Origin of the sequence: Pseudomonas serbiensis, assembly GCF_030580745.1 — a bacterium.
Classification (GTDB): Bacteria; Pseudomonadota; Gammaproteobacteria; order Pseudomonadales; family Pseudomonadaceae; genus Aquipseudomonas; species Aquipseudomonas serbiensis.
In genome coordinates this window covers 27,179-48,871 of the sequence record NZ_JAUQOO010000027.1, presented here as the reverse complement: position 1 = coordinate 48,871, position 21,693 = coordinate 27,179, and the positions used below count along the sequence as shown (strand labels likewise).

At 57.6% G+C, this 21,693-nt stretch carries 29 protein-coding genes; 11 read left to right on the top strand and 18 right to left on the bottom strand.

What is annotated here, in order from left to right:
- Nucleotides 1-130 precede the first annotated feature (130 nt).
- Nucleotides 131-436, top strand: coding sequence for a PepSY domain-containing protein (locus Q6A51_RS24640; protein ID WP_025261403.1), 306 nt, complete (start codon nt 131-133; stop codon nt 434-436).
- 69 nt (nt 437-505) lie between these two features.
- Here Q6A51_RS24640 and Q6A51_RS24635 read toward each other — a convergent pair whose 3' ends face one another.
- From Q6A51_RS24635 to Q6A51_RS24605, 7 genes are all read right to left on the bottom strand, one after another.
- Nucleotides 506-1,675: a PQQ-dependent sugar dehydrogenase gene (locus Q6A51_RS24635; protein WP_201000027.1), complete on the bottom strand. Its 1,170-nt coding sequence runs from the start codon at nt 1,673-1,675 to the stop codon at nt 506-508.
- A 51-nt stretch (nt 1,676-1,726) separates the two neighbouring features.
- Nucleotides 1,727-2,041 carry a hypothetical protein gene (locus Q6A51_RS24630; protein ID WP_304575948.1) on the bottom strand — a complete coding sequence of 105 codons (315 nt, stop codon included), beginning with the start codon at nt 2,039-2,041 and terminating at the stop codon, nt 1,727-1,729.
- A gap of 194 nt (nt 2,042-2,235) precedes the next feature.
- Complete coding sequence (locus tag Q6A51_RS24625; protein ID WP_304575947.1) at nt 2,236-3,408, bottom strand: PAS domain-containing sensor histidine kinase; 1,173 nt, start codon at nt 3,406-3,408, stop codon at nt 2,236-2,238.
- Nucleotides 3,398-4,219 carry an alpha/beta fold hydrolase gene (locus Q6A51_RS24620; protein WP_304575946.1) on the bottom strand — a complete coding sequence of 274 codons (822 nt, stop codon included), beginning with the start codon at nt 4,217-4,219 and terminating at the stop codon, nt 3,398-3,400. Before Q6A51_RS24620 ends, Q6A51_RS24625 begins: the two co-directional genes overlap by 11 nt.
- 81 nt (nt 4,220-4,300) lie before the next feature.
- Nucleotides 4,301-4,738 (bottom strand): nucleoside deaminase, encoded by a 438-nt coding sequence (locus Q6A51_RS24615; protein WP_025261408.1) that lies wholly within the window; start codon nt 4,736-4,738, stop codon nt 4,301-4,303.
- 123 nt (nt 4,739-4,861) lie between these two features.
- Complete coding sequence (locus tag Q6A51_RS24610; protein WP_304575945.1) at nt 4,862-5,389, bottom strand: hypothetical protein; 528 nt, start codon at nt 5,387-5,389, stop codon at nt 4,862-4,864.
- A 97-nt stretch (nt 5,390-5,486) separates the two neighbouring features.
- Nucleotides 5,487-6,026, bottom strand: coding sequence for a GNAT family N-acetyltransferase (locus tag Q6A51_RS24605; RefSeq protein WP_201017300.1), 540 nt, complete (start codon nt 6,024-6,026; stop codon nt 5,487-5,489).
- Between the two features lie 88 nt (nt 6,027-6,114).
- On the opposite strand from Q6A51_RS24605, the gene Q6A51_RS24600 reads away from it, so the two are divergent.
- Nucleotides 6,115-6,528, top strand: a complete 414-nt coding sequence (locus Q6A51_RS24600; protein ID WP_304575944.1) for a GNAT family N-acetyltransferase — start codon at nt 6,115-6,117, stop codon at nt 6,526-6,528.
- 1 nt (nt 6,529) lies between these two features.
- Here the strand turns inward: Q6A51_RS24600 and def are convergent, their stop codons facing one another.
- From def to Q6A51_RS24585, 3 genes are all read right to left on the bottom strand, one after another.
- Complete coding sequence (def, locus tag Q6A51_RS24595) at nt 6,530-7,069, bottom strand: peptide deformylase (protein ID WP_201000033.1); 540 nt, start codon at nt 7,067-7,069, stop codon at nt 6,530-6,532.
- 47 nt (nt 7,070-7,116) lie between these two features.
- A complete protein-coding gene (locus Q6A51_RS24590; RefSeq protein ID WP_025261412.1) occupies nt 7,117-8,079 on the bottom strand; it encodes a YihY/virulence factor BrkB family protein in 963 nt (320 codons plus the stop codon).
- 189 nt (nt 8,080-8,268) lie between these two features.
- Entirely contained in the window at nt 8,269-8,460 is a 192-nt protein-coding gene (locus tag Q6A51_RS24585; protein ID WP_025261413.1) for a CsbD family protein, read from the bottom strand.
- A gap of 220 nt (nt 8,461-8,680) precedes the next feature.
- On the opposite strand from Q6A51_RS24585, the gene Q6A51_RS24580 reads away from it, so the two are divergent.
- A complete protein-coding gene (locus Q6A51_RS24580) occupies nt 8,681-9,061 on the top strand; it encodes a hypothetical protein (RefSeq protein ID WP_201000035.1) in 381 nt (126 codons plus the stop codon).
- 5 nt (nt 9,062-9,066) lie between these two features.
- Here the strand turns inward: Q6A51_RS24580 and Q6A51_RS24575 are convergent, their stop codons facing one another.
- Both Q6A51_RS24575 and Q6A51_RS24570 read right to left on the bottom strand, forming a co-directional pair.
- Complete coding sequence (locus Q6A51_RS24575) at nt 9,067-9,468, bottom strand: DUF2177 family protein (protein WP_201000036.1); 402 nt, start codon at nt 9,466-9,468, stop codon at nt 9,067-9,069.
- Nucleotides 9,469-9,482: 14 nt separating this feature from the next.
- Nucleotides 9,483-10,319, bottom strand: coding sequence for a CvfB family protein (locus Q6A51_RS24570; RefSeq protein WP_304575943.1), 837 nt, complete (start codon nt 10,317-10,319; stop codon nt 9,483-9,485).
- Nucleotides 10,320-10,666: 347 nt separating this feature from the next.
- Here Q6A51_RS24570 and Q6A51_RS24565 point away from each other — a divergent pair, with 347 nt between their 5' ends.
- The 4 genes from Q6A51_RS24565 (at nt 10,667) to Q6A51_RS24550 (ending at nt 13,375) form a co-directional block, all read left to right on the top strand.
- Entirely contained in the window at nt 10,667-10,855 is a 189-nt protein-coding gene (locus tag Q6A51_RS24565; RefSeq protein WP_025261417.1) for a hypothetical protein, read from the top strand.
- A 154-nt stretch (nt 10,856-11,009) separates the two neighbouring features.
- Nucleotides 11,010-11,525 carry a hypothetical protein gene (locus tag Q6A51_RS24560; protein ID WP_304575942.1) on the top strand — a complete coding sequence of 172 codons (516 nt, stop codon included), beginning with the start codon at nt 11,010-11,012 and terminating at the stop codon, nt 11,523-11,525.
- Nucleotides 11,526-11,672: 147 nt separating this feature from the next.
- Nucleotides 11,673-12,401, top strand: coding sequence for a TorF family putative porin (locus tag Q6A51_RS24555; protein ID WP_304575941.1), 729 nt, complete (start codon nt 11,673-11,675; stop codon nt 12,399-12,401).
- Between the two features lie 107 nt (nt 12,402-12,508).
- A complete protein-coding gene (locus Q6A51_RS24550) occupies nt 12,509-13,375 on the top strand; it encodes a DUF6279 family lipoprotein (protein WP_201017302.1) in 867 nt (288 codons plus the stop codon).
- Between the two features lie 7 nt (nt 13,376-13,382).
- Here Q6A51_RS24550 and Q6A51_RS24545 read toward each other — a convergent pair whose 3' ends face one another.
- Nucleotides 13,383-13,772, bottom strand: a complete 390-nt coding sequence (locus Q6A51_RS24545; RefSeq protein WP_201017303.1) for a transcriptional regulator — start codon at nt 13,770-13,772, stop codon at nt 13,383-13,385.
- A 183-nt stretch (nt 13,773-13,955) separates the two neighbouring features.
- A complete protein-coding gene (locus tag Q6A51_RS24540; protein WP_304575940.1) occupies nt 13,956-15,296 on the bottom strand; it encodes a DEAD/DEAH box helicase in 1,341 nt (446 codons plus the stop codon).
- A 304-nt stretch (nt 15,297-15,600) separates the two neighbouring features.
- Here Q6A51_RS24540 and Q6A51_RS24535 point away from each other — a divergent pair, with 304 nt between their 5' ends.
- Nucleotides 15,601-16,998, top strand: a complete 1,398-nt coding sequence (locus Q6A51_RS24535) for an MATE family efflux transporter (protein ID WP_304575939.1) — start codon at nt 15,601-15,603, stop codon at nt 16,996-16,998.
- Nucleotides 16,999-17,005: 7 nt separating this feature from the next.
- On the opposite strand, the gene Q6A51_RS24530 is transcribed toward Q6A51_RS24535, so the two are convergent.
- A complete protein-coding gene (locus tag Q6A51_RS24530; protein WP_304575938.1) occupies nt 17,006-17,458 on the bottom strand; it encodes a MarR family winged helix-turn-helix transcriptional regulator in 453 nt (150 codons plus the stop codon).
- A gap of 127 nt (nt 17,459-17,585) precedes the next feature.
- Between Q6A51_RS24530 and Q6A51_RS24525 the strand changes: the two genes are divergently transcribed.
- Nucleotides 17,586-17,729, top strand: a complete 144-nt coding sequence (locus Q6A51_RS24525) for a DUF2256 domain-containing protein (protein ID WP_201000045.1) — start codon at nt 17,586-17,588, stop codon at nt 17,727-17,729.
- 62 nt (nt 17,730-17,791) lie between these two features.
- Here the strand turns inward: Q6A51_RS24525 and Q6A51_RS24520 are convergent, their stop codons facing one another.
- The 3 genes from Q6A51_RS24520 to Q6A51_RS24510 all read right to left on the bottom strand — a co-directional run bounded on the left by Q6A51_RS24520 (nt 17,792) and on the right by Q6A51_RS24510 (nt 19,878).
- Nucleotides 17,792-18,661, bottom strand: a complete 870-nt coding sequence (locus Q6A51_RS24520) for a carboxylate/amino acid/amine transporter (protein WP_304575937.1) — start codon at nt 18,659-18,661, stop codon at nt 17,792-17,794.
- A 163-nt stretch (nt 18,662-18,824) separates the two neighbouring features.
- A complete protein-coding gene (locus Q6A51_RS24515; protein ID WP_201017308.1) occupies nt 18,825-19,424 on the bottom strand; it encodes an FMN-dependent NADH-azoreductase in 600 nt (199 codons plus the stop codon).
- A 139-nt stretch (nt 19,425-19,563) separates the two neighbouring features.
- Nucleotides 19,564-19,878 (bottom strand): 3-phosphoglycerate kinase, encoded by a 315-nt coding sequence (locus Q6A51_RS24510; RefSeq protein WP_304575936.1) that lies wholly within the window; start codon nt 19,876-19,878, stop codon nt 19,564-19,566.
- A gap of 64 nt (nt 19,879-19,942) precedes the next feature.
- Here Q6A51_RS24510 and Q6A51_RS24505 point away from each other — a divergent pair, with 64 nt between their 5' ends.
- Both Q6A51_RS24505 and Q6A51_RS24500 read left to right on the top strand, forming a co-directional pair.
- Complete coding sequence (locus Q6A51_RS24505; protein ID WP_201017310.1) at nt 19,943-20,866, top strand: LysR family transcriptional regulator; 924 nt, start codon at nt 19,943-19,945, stop codon at nt 20,864-20,866.
- A 14-nt stretch (nt 20,867-20,880) separates the two neighbouring features.
- Complete coding sequence (locus Q6A51_RS24500) at nt 20,881-21,669, top strand: alpha/beta fold hydrolase (RefSeq protein ID WP_304575935.1); 789 nt, start codon at nt 20,881-20,883, stop codon at nt 21,667-21,669.
- Nucleotides 21,670-21,693 lie beyond the last annotated feature (24 nt).

Below are 21,693 nucleotides of genomic sequence, written 5' to 3'. Positions count from 1 at the left end.
GGCCAGACACGCACACCTTGAACATTTAAGGATGAATTAAGTAAGGCGCATTAATCTGGCTTCAACAAAACAGTTGAACGAATCAACTGGTAAAGCATCCATTAAGCAGTCCCATCAGAAGGAATAACCCATGAAACTTATGCCTGCTCTTTTCACCGCCTTTGCACTGACCACTGCTGCCGGTATGGCCCAAGCCGATATTGGCCCTGACGAAGTAATCCGCCTGCAGAAATCCGGCGCAGTCGGGGACTTTGAACAGTTCAACAAACAGGCACTGGCCAAACACCCAGGCTTCCAGATTCACGATACCGAGCTTGAAAGACACGCTGGCCGTTACGTGTATCAGATCGAGCTGAAAGACGCCAAGGGCGTGGAGTGGGACTTCGAGGTCGACGCCAAGACCGGTGAAGTGCTGCGCGACGCTCAGGATCGCTAAGCGATTCGCTCAAGCCTCCCCGTTTGAGAACGCTCCCGCATGAACCTTTCATGCGGGAGTTTTTATTTATTATTGCAAACCGACTTTGAGCAACTTCCCCTTATCGTCATCGGTCAGCACATACAAGTAACCATCCGGCCCCTGACGGACATCACGGATGCGTTGTTTCATATCGCCCAGGAAACGTTCTTCGTGAACAATCCGGTCGCCTTCAAACTGCAAGCGGATCAACTCTTCGGTGGCCAATGCGCCAATAAACAAGTTGTGATCCCAGGCTTTGAAACGGCCGTCGCTATAAAACGCCATGCCGCTAATACCCGGTGACTTTTCCCACACATGGAACGGTACTTTCGTGCCTTCAACAAACTTGCCCTTGGCTTCCGGAATCGGTTGCCCGGAATAGTTGATGCCGTGGGTCGCGAGTGGCCAGCCATAATTCTGGGCGCGCTCGATGATATTCACCTCGTCACCGCCCTTCGGGCCGTGTTCGTTGGTCCATACGGTTCCGCTCCAGGGGTTCAGGGCCGCGCCCTGCTGGTTACGATGGCCGTAAGACCAGATTTCGGGGCGCACATTGTTCTGCCCGACGAAGGGGTTGTCTTTCGGGACATTGCCGTCCGGGTAGAGACGCACGACCTTGCCTTGCAGCTTGTCCAGGTCCTGGGAAGTCGGACGGTTATTGTTTTCGCCCAGCGCGATGAACAGATAGCCCTCGCGGTCGAAGACCATCCGCGAACCGAAGTGATTCCCTACCGACAGCTTGGGCTGTTGGCGGAAAATCACGGTGAAGTCTTCCAGTCTGGTCAGGTCGGCCGACAGGCGACCGCGTCCGGCAGCAGTGCCTGCATTGTCGCCTTCGGCGGCTGTCTTGCCGCTGCCTTCGGAATAGGTCAGGTAGACCAGACGGTCTTTGGCGAAATCAGGAGAAAGCACAACATCCAGCAAACCGCCCTGCCCTCTTGCCCAGACTTGTGGAACACCGGAGATCGGGCTGGACAGCTTGCCCTCCGGCGAGACGACACGCAGATTGCCCGATCGCTCAGTGACCAGAATGCCTTTCTTGTCAGGCAGGAACGCCAGAGCCCAAGGATGATCCAGCCCGCCAACCACTTCACTGACACTGACAGTGCCCAGCTCGCTCTTGTACTGCTGCACGGCCTCGTCAGCCGCACTGGCAGTCAATGGCAGGCTCAACAAAGCGGTGGCACACATTGTCGCGATCAGGGTTTTTCTTAACATGGGCGATTCCTTATGCATTGAGTAGAAATCCCGACTTCTGCGGGAGATGAGTCATGGGCGTTTAGGCGTGGTGTTCTGATTGGTCGGGGTGGTCGGGCTGGTTGGCGTCTGCCGGGTTGGATAGCCATTGCGGATCCCGCCGTTTTCCAGGGTCGGCTGACGAGGCTCTGGCCCGATGCTCGGACGTACCTGAGGCGTGCTCGGCTGAGTGCCCTGGCGGCTGTTGGGATTGGCGCGATGAATCGGGCTGTTATAGGGGTTGCTGGTAGCACCGTTTCTGCCCGGCTGATCCTGCGCCTGGGCAATGCCGATGCCTGACAAGGCAACGAGCGCCGCGATTGCGAGGTTTCGCACAAAACTGTTCATCACTTGCCCTCAAGGGAAATGGTAAGGCTTTGATAGCGATTGGGTTGTCAGGTTCGACCTTGAATGACAGATGAGCAAGTTTATAACGAGGGAGTTTGTAACAAGGATGGTCTGGGGCAAGGCAACACAAAACGATGTGGGAGGCTGCGTGGTGTTGACGCAGCGCTCCGACGTCGTGCTCGCACCTGCGGATTTCAGGCTGTCTGGGGAATGCTCGCGGTAAAGGTCGTGCCATGTTCGGCCGTGGAAAGGACGGTCACGTCTCCCAGGTGTGCCCGGGCAATCTCCCGGACAATGAACAATCCCAGGCCAACGCTGCGATTTTCATCCGTGTCACCTGAGTTGCGCACAGCAGGCTCGAACAGGTTATCAAGCATTTCGGGCGGTATCGGCTCCCCGAAGTTATGCACCGACAATCGAACCCGGTTCGACTCCAGCGCGGAAGTCACCACAATTTCCCCATCCACCGAGCCATAGTTGATGGCATTGGCAACCAGGTTACTGATGACCTGCACCAATCGGTCTGCATCGGCAATACAGGAGCCCTGGCCTTCGCAACGATGAGTGATGACATGGCCAGGGAATGCCCCGCGCATTTCCTCAACACAGCGGGCAATCACGGCATGCAGGTCAATGGGCAGAGGAGAAACCGAGATGCCGCGCCCGACTCTTGCATCGGTGAAATCCAGCAGATCGACAATCATGCGCTGGGCGCGGTCGGTCGCATGATTGATGTGGCCCAGCATGCGTTCCTGCCGGGGTTCCAGCGCGCTACGCCCCAGTAATCCGGACGCCATCTTGATCGCCGATAACGGATTGCGCAGGTCATGGCTGAAAATGCTCACCATCTGCTCGGCAAAGATCGCCCGGATTTCGGCCTCGACATGGGCCAGGCGCAAGCGGTTGCGGGCCGATGTCAGCTCTGTCTGGACGCTCATCTGTTGCAGCAGCAGCTCTTCGGCAAGCTTTTGCGCCGACAGCAGTTCACGTTCGTACTTGTTGCGCTCTTCAGCCACAAACACTGCAAGTTCATGGAAGAAGCCGCCAGCATGTTCACGGCGTATACCGTTGAGCATCATCGGGATCGGGCGGCCATCAGCATGAAGCAGCTCAAGTTTGACTTCGGCAACCGAACCACGCGCCTGTAGCAGAGGCGCCCAGTGAGTCTGATGGAAAATCTTGCCGGCCATGCTCAACAAGTCTTGAAAACGCCGCCCCAGCAGCGACTCGCGCTCCATGCCCAACCAGACACAGAAGGCCTGGTTGACCCGTTCGATGGTGCCGTTTTCCCGTGTCAGCAATAAACCGCAGGCAGCTCCGTCAAACAGGTCGTCAGCATCAGGCAAGGCAGGTGAATCAGACCGCATGTTCGGCATATCCAAAAGGTTGCAGGAATTCGCTCATCGCCGCGATACAGGCTTTGGGCGCACTCATGTGAGGATAGTGGCCGACGTTTTCGATGACGCGCAATGTGCTGTTCTCAATGACACGGTTAAGGTACTCGCCCACCTGGACCGGCACGATCATGTCATCGCTACATTGCAGAATCAGGGTTTTACCCGAAAAATTCGCGACATCCCTGCGGTGGTCCGACATGAAGGTCACGCGGGCAAACTGCTTGGCGATATCGGCATTGGTGCGACAGAAACTGTCGGCCAGTTCCTCGCCCAGTTCGGGACGGTCAGAAGAGCCCATCAGCGTTGGCGCCATAGTGCTGGACCAGCCCAGATAGTTGCTTTCCAGGATATGCAGCAATGAGTCGATATCCGCCTGGCTGAAACCGCCGACGTAATCGTCATCGTTGAGGTAGCGAGGCGACGGGCCGACCATGATGTGGGCGGCAAAACGGCCGGGAGCCTGGATTTCAGCCAGTACCGCGATCATGGCGCTGACCGAATGCCCGATATGAATGACCGGCCCGGTATTGGCGAACTCCTCGACAACTTCCAGCAAATCGCTGGCATAACCGCGCAGGGAGGCATATTTGTGCGGGAAGTAAGCCGACAACTCGGACTTCCCGCTGCCCACCAGATCAAACAGCACGACCTTGAAATGTTTGGCGAACACCGGCGCGATGAAGCGCCACATGTTTTGATTGCAGCCAAAACCGTGAGCAAAAATCAATGTGGCCGGTCCATCGCCCATGACGTTTACGTTATTGCGTCGCTGAACCGGCATTACTGACTCCGTACCACATGAACAATGAGTCGAGATTAACACCCTTCACAGAGCCCGCGAAGGCTTGATAGCACTAAGCTTTCACTCCCCGATGTCTTCACTCCACAGCTCAGGCTTGCTGGCAATGAAACCATGCATCATGTGCTGGCAAGTCGTGTCGTGCAGCACATCGACTTGCACCCCACGGGAGCGCAAAAGCTCCTCTTCGCCCATGAATGTCTCGTTTTCGCCCACGATGACCTTGCCGATGCCATAGAGCAGAATCGCACCGCTGCACATCGCACAGGGCGACAACGTGGTATAGAGCACAGAGTCGCGATAAACGCTGGCAGGCTGGCGACCCGCGTTCTCCAGGGCGTCCATCTCGCCATGCTTGATTGCACTGCCCTCTTGTACCCGGCGATTGTGTCCACGCCCGATGATCTTGCCGTCATGAACGATGACCGAACCGATAGGAATCCCGCCCTCGGCCAATCCCTGTTGCGCCTCATCAATGGCGGCTTGCATGAATAGGTCCATGGTGTTGTTCCTCGCTTTCGTGTTGCTTTGATAGGAGCAGGCTCTGTACGAAATGTGTTCGAGCGAAGGTGAGCCTGTTTTCAACGCTGCATCACCGAACGCAGGTGGATTTCCTGCAGAGCCTCAATGGGCGAGTGACTTCTGAGCATTGCCCAGCGCTTGGGCAACGAAAGCCTTCAGCAGTTCGGACGAACGCGCTTTCATCTGTGCGCCGACCTCGTTGTTCCTGACCTTGAACTTGTTCATCAAGGACAGGGAACTGCTGCCCTGATTCAGAGACTGCAATTCTTGCGCCGTAAAGGAATGAGCATAGGCTGCCGCAAGATTGCGGTCCCACTGCATCTGATAGGTGGGTTGCAGGCGCTGCAATTCCTTCTGCACCAGGTCCTGGGCCTGGGTCTTGCCAATGGACTGGACAAGGCTTGCAAAGGTGACAGTGCGCGACGCGACCTGATAACCCAGCCAGGCCAGGCTGTCGCCAAGATGGCGTTCCTGAACGAACAGCAGCGCCGTATCGTCCGCGTCTTCATCGGCGCGAACATCCAGAGTCAGCGCCAAGGACAGCAGCAGGCTGCATCCCAAAAGGGTCAGGCTTGTTCTGGATACACGTGCCCTGAATACAACAGGCGGCAGACCCTGATAGTCATTCATGGCCTCCTCCCGAGATGAATTGACTGCAACCTTGAACTTAACAGTTAATCCACGCTTTTCCAGAGTCGGGGTCGCATCCCGTCGAGTCATGCCGTTATCAGGAAGATCCCGTCAGCCATTGCTCACACGTCATGCGATAAATCCGTACACCCAGGCGATGGTATTGGCTATGAATAAAGCCGCTGAACCCTGTCTTGCGCAGGATATTCACCGAAGCGGTGTTTTCAGGCTGCACGATTGCAATGACCGAAGGCATGCCCAGCACGGCAAAGCCGTGCTGCAACATGGCCCGGACGGCTTCGGTGGCAAGGCCCTGGCCCCAGAAGGCGGTGCCCAGCCGGTAGCCGATCTCGACTTCCCGGACGCCATCCACCCGTTCGGCGTTAAACCCGCAAAATCCGGCGAGCCGTGACGAAGCCTTTTCAATCACGGCCATCGGCCCAAAGCCATCGGTGTCATAGCAATGAATACAGCCCTGAACGAACTCGGCGGTGGCTTGTTCGCTGAGCACGCCCCGGACCGAATAGCGCATGACCTGAGCATCCCCAAGAATCGCCGCCAGGGCCGGGATATCGGTGCTGCCCAGCTCACGGATCAGCAAGCGGGGAGTATGCAATTCAACAGGTTTTCGGCTCATGGATAAATCATAGACCGCGGTTGATATGAGTCACGTCAGCGGGTCGGGCCTCTGTATGATGGCCCGCCTCGAACAGCAGAGCCCGACCATGCCCGACATTCAGTTCAGCATCCTGCCTGATGCCTGCCGCCCCTTGCTGGACAAGTTCTACCGCGAGCATAAATCGTCCATGCGCGCCGTGCCCCGCGGGACTCTGTGGGTGGCAAAACAGTCGCAGATCGTCGGCGCTCTTTGCCTGAGCGAAGTCGCCGACGGACATTGGCTGACCGGGTTGTTTGTCGACCCGCACCTGCGTGGCCAGGCCGTTGCCCGACGCCTGATCGGGCATGCCGTGGAGCCATTGGCGGGGCCGGTCCGGCTGTTCTGTCATCCGGATTTGCTGGAGCTCTATCGGCTGAGTGGTTTCGAGCCAGCCCAGAGGCTGCCGCATGCACTGGGCGAAAAGTTCATGCGCTTCAGCCGCAGCAAGGCGCTGGTTGCCTTGTGCCGGGCAGGCCACTGAGTCAGTCGTCGGCGTTGGGGTCCATGTCCGGGAACATGACCTCGATAAAGCCGAACTTGCTGAAGTCGGTGATGCGCGAAGGGTACAACCGACCAATCAGGTGATCGCATTCGTGCTGGACCACTCGCGCATGAAACCCTTGGGCGATGCGCTGGATCGGCTGGCCGTCGGGGTCAAAACCTTCATAGCGAATGCTTTCGTAGCGATCGACCATGCCACGCAGGCCCGGCACCGACAGACAACCTTCCCAGCCCGCTTCAAGAGTTGGGCTCAGTGGCGTGATCAGCGGGTTGAGCAGGATGGTCTGCGGCACCGCTTCGGCATGGGGATAGCGCTCACTGCGCTCGAAACCGAATATCACCAGTTGCAGATCGACACCGATCTGCGGCGCAGCGAGGCCAACGCCGCCGACACTTTTCATGGTCTCGAACATATCGGCAATCAGCGTCTTGAGTTCACTGCTGCCAAACATCTCACGGGGCACAGGCGGCGCAATGCGCAACAAGCGCTCGTCGCCCATCTTCAGAATGTTGCGGATCATGGTGAGTGTCGGTCCCTTGAACGAAAAAGCGATTCTGGCACTCTGGCTCAGGATTCGTCAGCCTTTAATGTGCCATGCACCGAATGATCGCGTCCCAGCCCGGAAACATGCTGCTTGGTGGTTGAGTGTACGCCATTGTCGCCGGCCTCTTTCTCTCCGGCATCCTTGCCCTCTTGGGACATGTGCTCGATCACGGCATTCATCTCGGCACCGAGCAGCAGTACCGCCGCCGATATGTAGAAATACAGCAACAGCACAATGATCGCGCCGATGCTGCCGTACATGGCGTTGTAGTCGGCAAAAGTCTTGACGTAGAAGCCAAAGCCCAGCGACGCGATGATCCACACCACCACGGCCAGTACGGAACCGGGAGTGATGAAGCGGAATTCCTGCTTCACGTCAGGCATGACGTAATAGATCAAGGCCACGGCAATCATCAGCAGCAGGATGATCATCGGCCAGCGCAGGACGGTCCAGAGCGTGACGATGAATTCCTCCATGCCGATCTGCGAAGCGAACCAGCTCATGACCTGCGGGCCGACCACCATGAACCCTGCAGCAGCCAGCAACATGCCAGCGATGCCCACGGTGTAGAGGATCGATAACGGAAAACGCTTCCAGATAGGCCGCCCTTCAACGACGTCGTAGGCCGCATTCATGGCGCTCATCATCAGGCGCACGCCTGCCGACGCAGTCCATAACGCAACAACGATACCGATGGACAGCAAGCCGCCCTTGGATTGTTGCAACTGATCGATTACCGGGTTGACCTGCTCCAGCGCCTGAGGTGGCAGAACCAGCTCAGACTGAAGACGCAGCCAGGAGAAGAAGTCCGGCAGGTGCAGGAAACCGATCAGGGCAATCAGAAACAACAGGAACGGAAACAGCGAAAACAGCATCTGGTAGGCCAGTGCCGATGCGTAGGTAGACATCTCGTCATCGAGAAACTCAGTGACGGTACGAACCATCACTTTGCCCAGTGGCAACTGACGCATGTGAGGAAAGATCATGGCGTCTCCTTGCGCTAAAAACCCGAATACATTACATCGCCCGACCGACAAACGCTGCGATTATGCGGCTGCCCATATGCCAGTAGCATTGCACTGGCGTCAAATGGACTGGGCGAGTTGTAAAAGGTTTCAAGGCCATGATGGATAAAGGCCACCTCGGCGATGACCTTTATCCGTTCTCCTTCAGGGCTACGCCTTGTCTACACCCTTTTTCAGTACTTCCTTGGTTTTACCTTTGGCTTGCTGGGCTTCGCCCTTGAGTTCCTGCGCCTTGCCTTCGGCCTTCAACCGGTTGTTGTCGGTCGCCTTGCCGATGCCTTGCTTGACGTTACCAGCCACTTCATTAGCTTTGCCTTTGATTTTGTCGCCAGTACTGCTCATGACGTTTCTCCCGGGTCTTGAAGACCGTTCTGAAATCAAATGTCGTAACCTCGACAAGAAAATTGACCGGGGGCCGTCGCGCAGAGTTTCAATTATTTTCCCGCCAAAGCCCTCCGTTCGTCAGCTTATGGGCAGGTCTTATTTCCGGTGTTTGTGCGAGAATGCGCGTCGCAGTCAGTCTGTGCCCGGCACACTGAACAAACCGATTCACAGGAACGTTATGAAACTCGATAAAAAGCTGGCCATCGCACGCAGGAACCAGGATCTGGGCGGCGCAGTGCTGGGCGTCAACAACACCCACTTCGCCATTCTGGATACCAAGCGCAATATCTGGTGGTTCGATCTGCCCGTGGCACGCCTGCAAGTCGGCCAGTACGAATGGCTGCATCTGCTGCTGCACACTCCGGCAACCGACCAATTGCTGCACCTGAAGGTGACCACCGTCTTCATGCGTGATCACATCGAAGGCCTGGAAGTGCGCAATGCCGGCAAGCGCAAGCCGACCGTCAGCCTTGAGTTGAGCGCCGACAAGGATTCGTTCCTCAAGGACATGCGCCCCAAGGGCAGCAACCTCAGCTTTGCGGGTTTTGTGCAGAAGTAAGGGGTTCAGGCAAGGCGGCGTGTCGCCAGATACCCCGCCGTCCCGGCCAGGGCCGAGACAACGGTGCCCCAGGCCAGATCGACCAGCGCCAACTGCGCAGGCCAACCCTGCAAGGTCGCCCAGTTCGTCAGGTCGTAAGTGCCGTAGGCAATCAGCCCCAGCAGCCCGCTATACAGGGTTGCATGCCCAAGGCGTTGCGCCTTGAGCGCGGGCAGTACGCCGAATATCACCAGCCCCGCCGCGTACAGCAGATAGAACACGACCGCCGGCCCCAACAGCGGCGCGGCGAGCATCAGCGGCCCGAGCCAGTCCCGATAGGTCGAGCCCATGAGCAATCCCAGCCAGATACCATCCAGGATCAGAAAAGCCAGAAGCGTACTGAAGTAGGCTGTAAGGACTTTTTTCATGGGCGCACCCGGTATCAGGTCAGTTCGATACGGTCAGGATGAATCACAATCTGACCCTGTTTATACAAGGCACCGATAGCCTTCTTGAAGTTCCCTTTACTGACGCCGAACAGGCCACTGATGACCTGTGGATCGCTCTTGTCGCTGACCGGCAACACGCCATTGTTCTCACGCAATCTGGCGAGAATCTTGGAGTTCAGGCTGCCCGCCGCTTCGGCGCCGACCGGTTGCAGGCTCAGACTGATGTTGCCGTCGGCGCGGATTTCCTTGATGAAGCCTTTTTCCTGCTTGCCGGGACGCAGGAACTTGAACACTTCGTTCTTGTGGATCAAGCCCCAGTGCTTGTTGTTGATGATCGCCTTGAAGCCCATGTCGGTGGCTTCGGCAACCAGCAGGTCGACTTCCTGACCCACGCTGTAATTGGCAGGCGTCTTGTCCAGATAGCGATCCAGGCGCGCAGTGGCGGTGATGCGGCGCGAGTGTTTGTCCAGATAGACATGCACCACGCAATAATCACCTGCCTGCAACGTGCGCTTCTCTTCGGAGTACGGCAGCAGCAGATCCTTGGGCAGCCCCCAGTCCAGGAACACGCCGATGCTGTTGACCTCTACCACCTTCAGGCTGGCGAACTCACCCACTTGAACCTTGGGTTTTTCAGTGGTGGCGATCAGCTTGTCTTCGCTGTCCAGATAGATGAAAACGTTGATCCAGTCTTCATCTTCAGTAGGAATATCCTTGGGGATATACCGGTTGGGCAGCAGGATTTCACCATCCTGAGCACCGTCCAGATACAGACCGAAGTCAGTGTGCTTGACCACTTGCAAGCTGTTGTAACGCCCGATTAACGCCATTTGCAGATACCCTCATTACGTAGGCGGCATTCTACCCGACTTTACGTCGGCATTCGCGCGGCAGATCACCGGCCCTCGCGGCGGGCAGCGTGCTGGCGAACAGATGCCCGGGATGTGCAGGCATTACTGACCAGCTCCCGCTCGTCAGTTTTCCGGGCAGAACATCCACAGACAAAACCAGCCGCCATCAATGATGACTTCCCATTTAAAACAGAGAGTTAAGGGTGTCATGCCGGGCCTTCACCTTCACTGCTCACGGGCCGCTCATTTGGCTGCGCGTCTTATTAAGCCAGCAGAGACCCTTCATTTCCTGTACGATGGCTGGCCGTACGAAGTTTATGAAGGTTATGGCAGTCATGCGTATCAAGGCATCCCACACCAAAGCAAAGCCAGCTCCAGCCGTTGAAACGAGCGATTCGATCAACGCCCAGATCGCAGCTTTCCTTAAGTCCGGCGGCGAAATCCAGCAAATCGCCAAAGGCGTGAGCGGCCAGACTTTTACCCCGTCCAAGCACATCAACCTCGGCAAGAAGTAATTCTCCCCGACTGCTTTGCGGTTTCTATGCGCCCTGATCAATGCAGGGCGCTAGCTACATCTCCCGTCTCACTGCTAATCTCCTTCATTATCTCCAAACCAAGAGCAGGAAAACGCTCTGGTAGCAGACCCCTTTTGCTTTGCGGAATGCTTGAATGAAGAACTGGATGCTTTTCGGCGCTCTGATCTACCTGGGTGGTTGTGCATCGCAGCATTGCGAAAACGGCCCCAATGAAAATCCCCTCACTGACAGCCCTTGCCGTGCAGGCCATCTGCTGTATCAGCACGATATGCTTCAGGCCAAGCTGCTGATCAGCGAAGCTGACCGCGAAAACTACGAACTGGCCGAAGCCATGCTGCGACGCGCCGCCATCGACGATGCATCCGGTGAAGCCGAGTTCTATCAGGCAGTGTTGCTGATTCGCGAGCAGGCCGAGCAGAAGCGGATCATCGATCTGTTGCAGACCGCAGCCGACAAATACCGGCACCCTCTGGCCATCGCCCTGCTCTCCCAGCAACTGAGCATGAGCGACCCGCAAAAGTCCGAGCGCTATCGCACCGAATACGCCGAACTCGACGTGGCCAAGAGCGGCTATCCCTCGTTCGAGCAGGCTCTGGTGGTGATTCGCGGGCTGATCATTGCGCCCACCGAGACAACAGCCAGCAACTGAAGCTCCTGCGGATCGACGAACGGTCCGCATCCCCGGCATTTCATCGGTATGCTTGCGAGGCTCTAGCTCGCGGCTTGTGTCGGGCCCCTGCGCCGTTTTCGATACGCCATTGTGACCACACTCCTCGACACGCTTAAGGAGTGAGCCATGCTCAATCTTCGATTACAGATGCTGTCTCTCAGCACGCTGCTGTTGTGCCAGCAGGTTTACGCCCAGGTTCTGGAACGGGACCTGGGCGACTTCGACCTCAAACTGGCGACCACCCCCACACGCAGCATGGCTCAGGGGCTGGTGACACCCAACGGCAACTCCGGCTCCTTCCACGGCGGGCTGGACCTGACCCATGAAAGCGGCTTTTACTTCGGTCAGTGGTCACCGAACATGGGCTTTACCGAAGACACGACACTTGAAGTCGACTCCTACATGGGCTTCAAGAAACCCTTCGACAACACCCTGGGTTACGAACTGGGGATGATTCGCTACAGCTATCCCGACACCAGCCAGATCGACAGCCATGAGTTCTATGCCGGGCTGCGCGTGCTCAACAGCCGGGTTGGCGCGGCATTCAGCAATGATGTCGGCATCCGCAACAGCACTGTTTTCATCGACCTTGGCGCCATTGAGCAACTGGGCCTGGGCGTTCGCATGCAATACGCTAATCACCAGTTCGACACGCCGCAGGCCGGCGATGACGGTTCATTGATCAGCGGTTTCAACGACTGGTCATTGAAGCTGTCACGACCATGGCTGGGGATCGACATGAACCTGATTTACAGCGGATCGAGCCTCAGCGGCTCCGATTGCAGCGTCTACAGCGGCCATAATTCCCGGTGCGAAGGGATGTTCACGATCAAGGCCGTACGCTCGTTCTTCTAGGCTTGCATGACACTTCAGGTAACCGGTTTTCGTGCAACGCCTCAAGTAAGTTGAACTGCCAGCTCCTACACTCCTCTACAAGTCACTCAATGCGTCGAGGAGCTGTCATGCATTGTTTCAAAGCCTTCATTAAGCTATTGATGGCCGTGCCGTTGCTTGTTGCATGCAGCCAGGTGGGTCTGGCGTATCGCAACCTTGACGTGATCATTCCCTGGACGCTCAACGACTATCTGGACATGAGTCGTACGCAAAAGAACTGGCTCGACGAACGCCTCAAACAGCACTTGAGCTGGCATTGCAGCACACAACTGCCCGACTACCTGACCTGGTTCAATCGCCTGGAAGACATGGTTAAAAACGATCAGGTCACCCAGGCAGAGCTGGAAGCGCGTACTGAAGAAGCCAAGGAAGCCATCGCGAAAATCTCCCGCCAGATCACGCCCTCGGCCGTCGAATTGCTGGCCCGCTTCGATGACAAGCAGGTTCAGGAGATGCAGAACGCATTCGCCAAGGACAAGCGCAAACAGGAAAACAAACTCCTCAACGAGCCGCTGGACAAGCAGATCGCTGAACGCTCCGAGCGCATGGAAAAACGCCTCACGCCCTGGCTTGGCCAGTTGAGCACAGCACAGAAAGCGCGGGTTCAAACCTGGTCGGCCTCACTGGGCGAACAGAACCGTGCCTGGATAGAAAACCGCACCCGCTGGCAGAACCTGTTCCTGGCTACGGTGCAGCAACGTCAGGCCAGCGACTTCCCGCAGCGCATTGCCGCCCTGCTGCAGAATCGCGAAACCTTCTGGACGCCTGAATACCGCCAGAACTACAACAAGGCCGAGCATGCCGCGATTTCGCTGCTCGTGGACGTGATCGCACAGAGCACACCCGAGCAGCGAAAACGCCTGTTGGCCAGAATCGCAGACATGCGTGAGGACTTCGCGGACCTGGATTGCCTGAAGGCCTCACAAAAGGCATGACGGGGGCTCAGGCCACTTGCGCCTTGGACGCGACCTCATCGAAGGTCGAAGGGTCGAGTGCATCGGCCTGATCATCCAGCACCTGCCGCGGATGATCGTTGCCCGGAATGCTGCTGTCGATCATCGCCAGCAGGCTCGACCCGCGAGCGGTCAGGACAAAGTTCGAGCCCGTGCCGCCTTCCTCTTCGGGACGCGGTTCGATGTAGTTGTGCTTGAGCAATAGCGCTTCCAGATCGGCAGCTTCGGTCTTCAAGTGATCCAGATTACCCACAGACTCGCCTTCAGCAGCCTTGGCTGCCGCATGATCCTCGGCATATTTGCGCGGAGCAAAGGACTCGCCAGCGCTGTTCTGTACTTCATGGAGCAGACGTTCGATAAGGTCCCAGTTGTAAGCCATTTTGTAAAACCTCCGTCCAGCATGGATGAATAGCCCATGACGTCCGGCCACGGGCTTGCTACTCAGAGGTTGTGACCTGTTGCGAGGGTGGCCGTTCAGCCGGGGAGACGGAGGGAGATCGTTCGTGACTGAAGTCGCTCCCACAGGCTGTGTGTGGGAGCGACTTCAGTCGCGAGTGGCAGATTACTCAGCCGCAGGTGCCGGTGTGCTGCGTTTCTTCAACGGCGCCATGCCGTCCTTGCTTACCAGCGAATCAGACTTGGGACGATTGACGCTCTTGCGCTTGGTCGGCCCCTTGGCGGCAACCTTTTTCTTGTCGCCCTTGGTATCAGTCTTTTTCTTCTTGGTGCCGACAGCCTTGCCCGACGCCTTGACCTTCTTCGGTCCGCCGTAGGTGCCTTTGACTTCCTTGACGGTGCGACGCTCGAAGCTTTGCTTGAGGTAGCGTTCGATGCTGGACATCAGGTTCCAGTCGCCGTGGCAGATCAGCGAAACCGCCAGACCTTCACTGCCCGCACGCCCGGTACGGCCTACGCGGTGAACGTAATCATCGCCGCTACGTGGCATGTCGAAGTTGATGACCAGATCCAGGCCATCCACATCCAGCCCGCGCGCCGCCACATCAGTGGCCACCAGTATCTTGGCGCCGCCCTGTTTCAGACGGTCGATGGCCGCCTTGCGGTCCTTCTGGTCCTTGTCGCCGTGCAGCACGAACGCCTTGTATTCCTGAGCGACCAGACGCCCGTACAGACGATCGGCCATTGCCTTGGTGTTGGTGAACACAATGGCTTTCTGGTAGGTCTCGTTGGCCAGCAGCCAGTTGAGAATCTGCTCTTTGTGGACATTGTGGTCAGCGGTGATGATCTGCTGACGAGTACCGCTGGCCAGCTCGCTGACGTTATTGAGCTGCAGGTGCTGTGGGTCTTTCAGCACCTTGCGGATCATGTCCCGCAGACCCGAACCACCGGTGGTGGCCGAGAACAGCATGGTCTGCTGGCGGTCGGCACATTCGCCCGCCAGACGCTCGACGTCTTCGGAGAAGCCCATGTCCAGCATGCGGTCGGCTTCGTCGAGAACCAGCACTTCAACCAGCTTGAGATCCAGGTTGCCGGCGTTGAGGTGCTCCAGCAGACGACCCGGCGTACCGATCAGGATATCCGGCACCTTGCGCAGCATTGCGGCCTGGACCTTGAAATCTTCGCCACCGGTGATCAGGCCAGCCTTGATGAAGGTGAACTGCGAGAAACGCTCGACTTCCTTGAGGGTCTGCTGAGCCAGCTCGCGGGTCGGCAGCAGGATCACGGCGCGGATATCCACACGTACCTTGGCCGGGCCGATCAGGCGATTGAGGATCGGCAACACAAAAGCAGCCGTCTTGCCGCTACCGGTTTGTGCAGTCACCCGCAGGTCACGCCCTTGCAATGCCAGCGGAATAGCGGCGGCCTGCACAGGCGTAGGCTCGACAAATTTAAGCTCGGCCACAGCTTTAAGCAGGCGTTCGTGCAGGGCGAATTCGGAAAACACGGGTACTACCTCGACGAAATACAAAAATACAGCTGCATAGCGTAACGGTTTCGAGCGCCGGGGCCGAGTTTCTTTACCACTGTGGGTGGATTTTGTTGCTCGACCGGGCATTTAGCCGCGCTCTACGAGGCCGGAATGCGCGAATCGGAGGGCATCACTGGATAACCGGTGGGCATGCATGACAGTCGATCAGCACCGGACGATTGCCGCCAGCCTGAAAAATGGTCATATTATGGGCATATACCCATTAAACCAGTGACGCTTGCCTTGCCGCTGATGCCCTTGCACTGATACCGGATCTGCCATGTCAAAACTCCCCCCGGTGGTTGCTCAGCAACCCGCAGCTACAGCATCGCGCCCCATCAACTCTGCCCGTGAGAGACTGCTGACCGGGCCGATTCTGTCGACGTTACTGCTGCTCGCCTGGCCAACGGTCGCCGTACTGCTGGCACAGACCGCCGTGACCATGGCCGAAGCCTATTACGTAGGGCTTTTGGGAACGGCTGCATTGGCAGGTGTCGCTCTGGTATTTCCGTTCTACATGCTCATGGTGACGATGTCCGGCGGCGGAATCGGCAGCGGCGTAGCCTCGGCGGTAGCCCGTGCCGTTGGAGCGAGAAACGAACACGATGCCGATTCACTGCTGATGCACTCCATCATTCTCGCGGTTTTCATCGGCCTGGCATTTACAGTGGCCGCGCTCCTGCTGGGGCCTTTTCTCTACCACGCAATGGGCGGGCGCAGCGAAGCTCTGGATGCGGCCCTGAAGTATTCCAACTATCTGTTTCTGGGCGCGGTGCCCATGTGGATCGTCAACATGATCACCGCATCGCTTCGTGGCTCGGGAAACGTAAAGATCCCCGCGCTCATCACACTCATAGGCGCAATCATTCTGATCCCGGCTTCCCCGGCGCTGATCTTCGGGTTTGGTCCAGTCCCGGCAATGGGAATCGCGGGCGCCGGTACGGCCTTCGCCATCTACTACGTGGCCGCCGCGTTTTTCCTTGTGCGCTACATGGTGTCCGGCAAGACGAACCTCACCCTCCGGAAAGTCTCGTTCGAGTGGCGCCTGATCAGGGAAATATTGAAAGTCGGCCTGCCCGCTGCACTCAGCACTGTAATGACCAACCTGATTGTCATCCTGATCACCGGCGCAGTCGGGCTGGCGGGTACGGACGCGCTGGCCGCCTTCGGGATTGCTTCGCGTCTGGATTACGTGATGATTCCGCTGCTGTTCGGTTTATCGGCTGCGGTATTGACGATGGTGGGCGTCAACATAGGTGCTGGCGAAACTGATCGGGCCAGACAGATTGCCTGGATCGGGATACTTGTCGGTACCGCCTTTGTCGGGGTCATTGGCGTGATAGTCGCAGTCTTCCCGATGCTGTGGCTGCAATTTTTCAGCACCGACCCGGCCGTGCTGGAGCCTGCGAAAAACTACCTGCACATTGTTGCGCCATTCTACGGCGCACTCGGGTTCGGCTTCGTCTTCGGGTTCGCTGCCCAAGGGGCTGGCCACGCAGGCGCGCCCTTCATTGCGATTACCACTCGCATGCTTTTGGCCACGTCGCTGAGCTGGCTGGCCGCTTTGTATCTGGAGCCCCAGCTATCAAACATTGCCATTGCCACGGCTTTTTCACTGGTGGCATATGCTCTGGTCAGTTACTTCGCGATGCTCAAAGGGGTCATTCGAGCGCCTTGAGCGCTCATCACTCTTCGGTGAGCACCAGGCGTTCGTCGTAGGCAATGCTGAGCAATGCCTTGCACAGCTCACCCGCCGCGTCCTCACCGAAAGTCTTGAGAAACCGCTCCTGAGCCTGTCGCCATAACGTGCGTGCATCCTTGAACGCCTTCTCCCCCTCAGCCGTCGCAACAATAAGACGGCGGCGACGATCAGCAAGGCTCGTCTGCTGGGCAACGAGCCCATCGCGCTCAAGGGGTTTGAGGTTGTGACCCAGCGAGGAACGATCCAGAACCAGCGCATCGGCCAGTTCCTGCAAGGTAGGAGGTGATTTGGCCCGAGGAACCAGCTCCGCAAGAATCGCAAACTGGGTCGAGCGAAGCCCCGAAGGGGCCAGAGCATCATCATAGAGCTGAGTAAGCCGTCTTGAAGCCTTGCGCATTGCCGTCGCGTAGCAGCGCACGGGCGGTTGAACAGCCATTTTTGAAACGCTCTATTGATGTGGGACCTGCCGGAGTATAGCGAGGTCGACAGCTCCACCACCAATAGCAACTTGAACGATAATGTTCGTTCCCAGAAACCAGGCCTCACTGCGCGGAGAAACCGATTTGAAAAAAAGTGAGCTGCCAGTCAAAACCTGTGCGACTTGTGGGCTGCCTTTCACCTGGCGCAAGAAATGGGCGCGCTGCTGGGATGAGGTGCGTTACTGCTCGGAGCGTTGTCGGCGACATAAACGTGTTGCCTGTCATTGAGTCGTCGCGGCCAAGGCCCCTCCCACAAGTGACAGGTATGCCTTAATTGATCAGCATTAGCCCTACTGCCCCCTCACCAGCAAAGGCCTGGCCCCCAACCGGCTGATCCAGAGTGACACCACGATCAGCGCGCCCCCAATGAACAGACGACTCAGGGACTCGTGCTGGTTCCAGATCAACAGGTTGACCAAAAGGCCTACCGGCACATGCAGGACGTTGAACACGGCCAGGGTTGACCCCGAAACGAGGCATGCCCCTTTGTTCCACCAGTACATGCCCAATGCAGTGGAGCACAGGCCCAGGAACAGCAACACGCTCCATTGCTGGACGTCGGTGGGAACATTCTGCGGGTTGCCGAACATCAGGAAGGCTGGCAGGACCACGGCCAGCGCGCCGAGGTAGAAGTAGCCGAAACGCCGATAATGCGGCAGGTCGCTCGGGTGGCGCGCCACCAGATGTTTGTAGAGCACCTGCCCGGCGGCGTAGGTGAAGTTGGCCAGTTGCAGCAGCAGGAAACCGCCAAGGAAATTGCCGTCCAGCCCGTCGTAGCGAATCACGCCCGCCCCCAGCACCGCGACCACGGCAGCCAGCAAGGCCCATGGGTTGAAACGCCGGTTGAGGGCGTCCTCGATCAGGGTCACATGCAAGGGAGTGAGGATGGTGAACAGCAGCACTTCTGGCACTGTCAGGACACGGAAGCTCAGATAGAGACAGACATAGGTAATGCCGAACTGCAACGCACCGATCAGCAGCATCCCGCGCATGAAACGCGGTTCGACCTTTCGCCAGTGGGTCAGCGGAATGAATACCAGCCCCGCCAGCACCACGCGAATCAGCACGGCGAGGTAGCTGTCGACATGGCCCGCCAGATAGACACCGATCAGGCTGAAGGAAAACGCCTGGATCAGCGTAACGATAAGTAGATAGCCCATGAGCGCCCCTTTTTTGAAGGTCGCGAACATAGCGGGTTGGTGGTTTGGGTGTCTAGCGATTCTGTAGGAGCGGATTCATCCGCGAGAGTTCAGTTGAGTCAGACAGGGGTATGTCGTTTTCAATGACGTCTCGCGAATGAATTCGCTCCTACACAGTCTTCAATCAGGCCACTTCAGCGAGCCTGGCAATCGCCTGATTCAGGCCTTTCTCACTGAATTCACCGCCCATGTTCAAGCCTTCGGCATGGATAAAGCTGACATCGTGAATCCCTACGAAACCCAGTACCTGGCGCAGGTAGGGTTCCTGATGATCATTGTTGCTGCCGGCATAGATGCCGCCGCGGGCGGTCAGCACGAAAGCGCGTTTGTCGGTCAGCAAGCCTTGGGGGCCGGTTTCGCCGTATTTGAAGGTCACGCCGGCACGCAGCACATGATCGAACCAGGCCTTGAGGGTGCTGGGGATAGTGAAGTTGTACATCGGTGCCGCCAGGACCAGCACGTCGGCAGCGATCAGTTCATCGGTCAGCAGGTTGGAACGCTCCAGCGCGGCTTGCTCGATGGCAGTACGCTGCTCGGCAGGCTTCATCCAGCCGCCAAGCAGGGTTGCGTCCAGGTGAGGAACAGGATCGATGGCCAGGTCACGCACAGTGATTTCATCGCCAGGGTGCGAATTTTTCCACTGACTGATGAATTGCTGGGTCAGTTGACGGGAAACCGAATCCTGTTGACGAGCGCTGCTTTCGATAATGAGTACGCGGGACATGACCTGTGATCTCCATCCAAGAATGTGTTGAGTCGATGGAGAGAAGGCTAAACGTGAACCTATCGATAAAAAAGCGCAAAAACCTGCTTCTATATATCGAATAATTTGTCTTATCCCGCAGAGCGCTCTACTCTCAGGCCTATGCAGGCTCACAACTGAGCGTGATCCGCAGCTTGATAATGCTGCGATTGAACTTGGACGAGACATCGACGCTTTTCCCGGCGGCCACCTGAACACGACGAGTGCGTGGCGCCTCGGGACCGTTGCGAAACACCACCGAGCACTTGGCATCGACACTGCCGTAGTTGTTCACGGTGATGGAGCCGGTGTCGTGGTAGGTGTCGTGGCTGTTGTAGTCGATCTGAACGCCCTGATACTGCTTCTCCACCTCGATTGGGTAGGCAAAAGCACTCAAGGGCAGCATCGCCAGCAATACGCAGCACAATCTGTTCATCCGACAGTCTCCAGAGAAAGGACTGTCAGAGTAGGACAATAGGGATAGAAAGAGGAATAACAGAATGAAAGCCCCTCGCGTGACCCTCGATCAATGGCGCACTTTGCAGGCCGTTGTCGATCACGGTGGTTTTGCCCAGGCAGCCGAGGCCCTGCACCGCTCACAGTCGTCAGTGAGTTACACCGTTGCGCGGATGCAGGATCAGCTCGGTGTGCCGCTGTTGCGCATTGATGGGCGCAAGGCTGTATTGACCGAGGCTGGAGGCGTGCTTCTGCGTCGTTCGCGACAACTGGTCAAGCAAGCCAGCCAACTGGAAGATCTGGCTCATCACATGGAGCAGGGTTGGGAGGCTGAAGTGCGTCTGGTGGTCGATGCGGCCTACCCCACCGCGCGACTGGTACGCGCCTTGACCGCCTTTATGCCGCAAAGCCGTGGCTGTCGGGTGCGGTTACGCGAAGAAGTGTTGTCGGGCGTCGAGGAAGTGCTGCTTGAAGGCGTGGCCGACCTGGCGATCAGCGGCTTCAGCATTCCCGGTTATCTGGGCACGGAAATGAGCACTGTGGAGTTCACGGCAGTTGCCCATCCCGAGCATCCCTTGCATCTGGCCAATCGCGAATTGACGTTCCAGGACCTGGAAAGCCAGTTGCAAGTAGTGATCCGCGACTCAGGCAGGCAACAGCCGCGTGACGTCGGCTGGCTCGGCGCCGAACAGCGCTGGACGGTCGGCAGCCTCGGCACGGCGACCACTTTTGTCAGCAGCGGCCTGGGCTTTGCCTGGTTGCCACGACACATGATCGAACGGGAACTCAAGGACGGCGTGCTCAAGATACTTCCGCTGGACAAGGGTGGCAGTCGCAATCCGTCGTTCTATCTTTACTCAAGTAAAGACAAGCCATTGGGGCCGGCGACACAGATCCTGATCGACTTGATCCGAACGTTCGACACGGCGCCGCTGACAGCGGCATTCGCGGCGCCTCAACAAGCCTGACGGGGAAGGACCCAATGACTTTTTTCGAGCATGACGGCTGTTCGCTGCATTACGAGGAATACGGCCAGGGCGAACCGGTATTACTGCTGCACGGCCTGGGCTCCAGTTGCCAGGACTGGGAATACCAGATTCCGGCACTGGCCGAACACTATCGGGTCATTGTCATGGATGCCCGAGGCCACGGCCGCTCGGACAAGCCCCATGAGCGTTACAGCATCAAGGGCTTCAGCGCCGATGTCGAAGCCCTGATCGAGCATCTGCATCTGGGGCCGGTGCATGTCATCGGCCTGTCCATGGGCGGGATGATCGGTTTTCAGATAGCAGTCGATCAACCGCATCAGCTCAAGAGCCTGTGCATCGTCAACAGTGCGCCACAGGTCAAGGTCCAAAGCTTCAGCGACCTCCTGCAATTGATCAGGCGCTGGACGCTGTCGCGGGTGGTGAGCATGAACACCCTGGGCCATGCGCTGGGCAAGCTGTTGTTCCCCAAACCGGAGCAGGCCGAACTGCGCCAGAAAATGGCCGAGCGCTGGAGCAAGAATGACAAGCGCGCTTACCTGGCCAGTTTCGATGCGATTGTCGGCTGGGGTGTGGAGAAAAAGCTGTCGAGGATTACCTGCCCGACGCTGATTATCAGCGCTGACCGCGACTACACGCCGGTAGCGCTCAAGGAAGCCTACGTCAAACGGCTACCCAACGCCCGACTGGTGGTCATCAAGGACTCCAGACACGCCACGCCGCTGGACCAGCCCGAGCAATTCAACCGGACCGTTCTGGAATTCATCGCGTCAACGCAGGTCTGAAAAACCACAAGCGGTTCACATGCG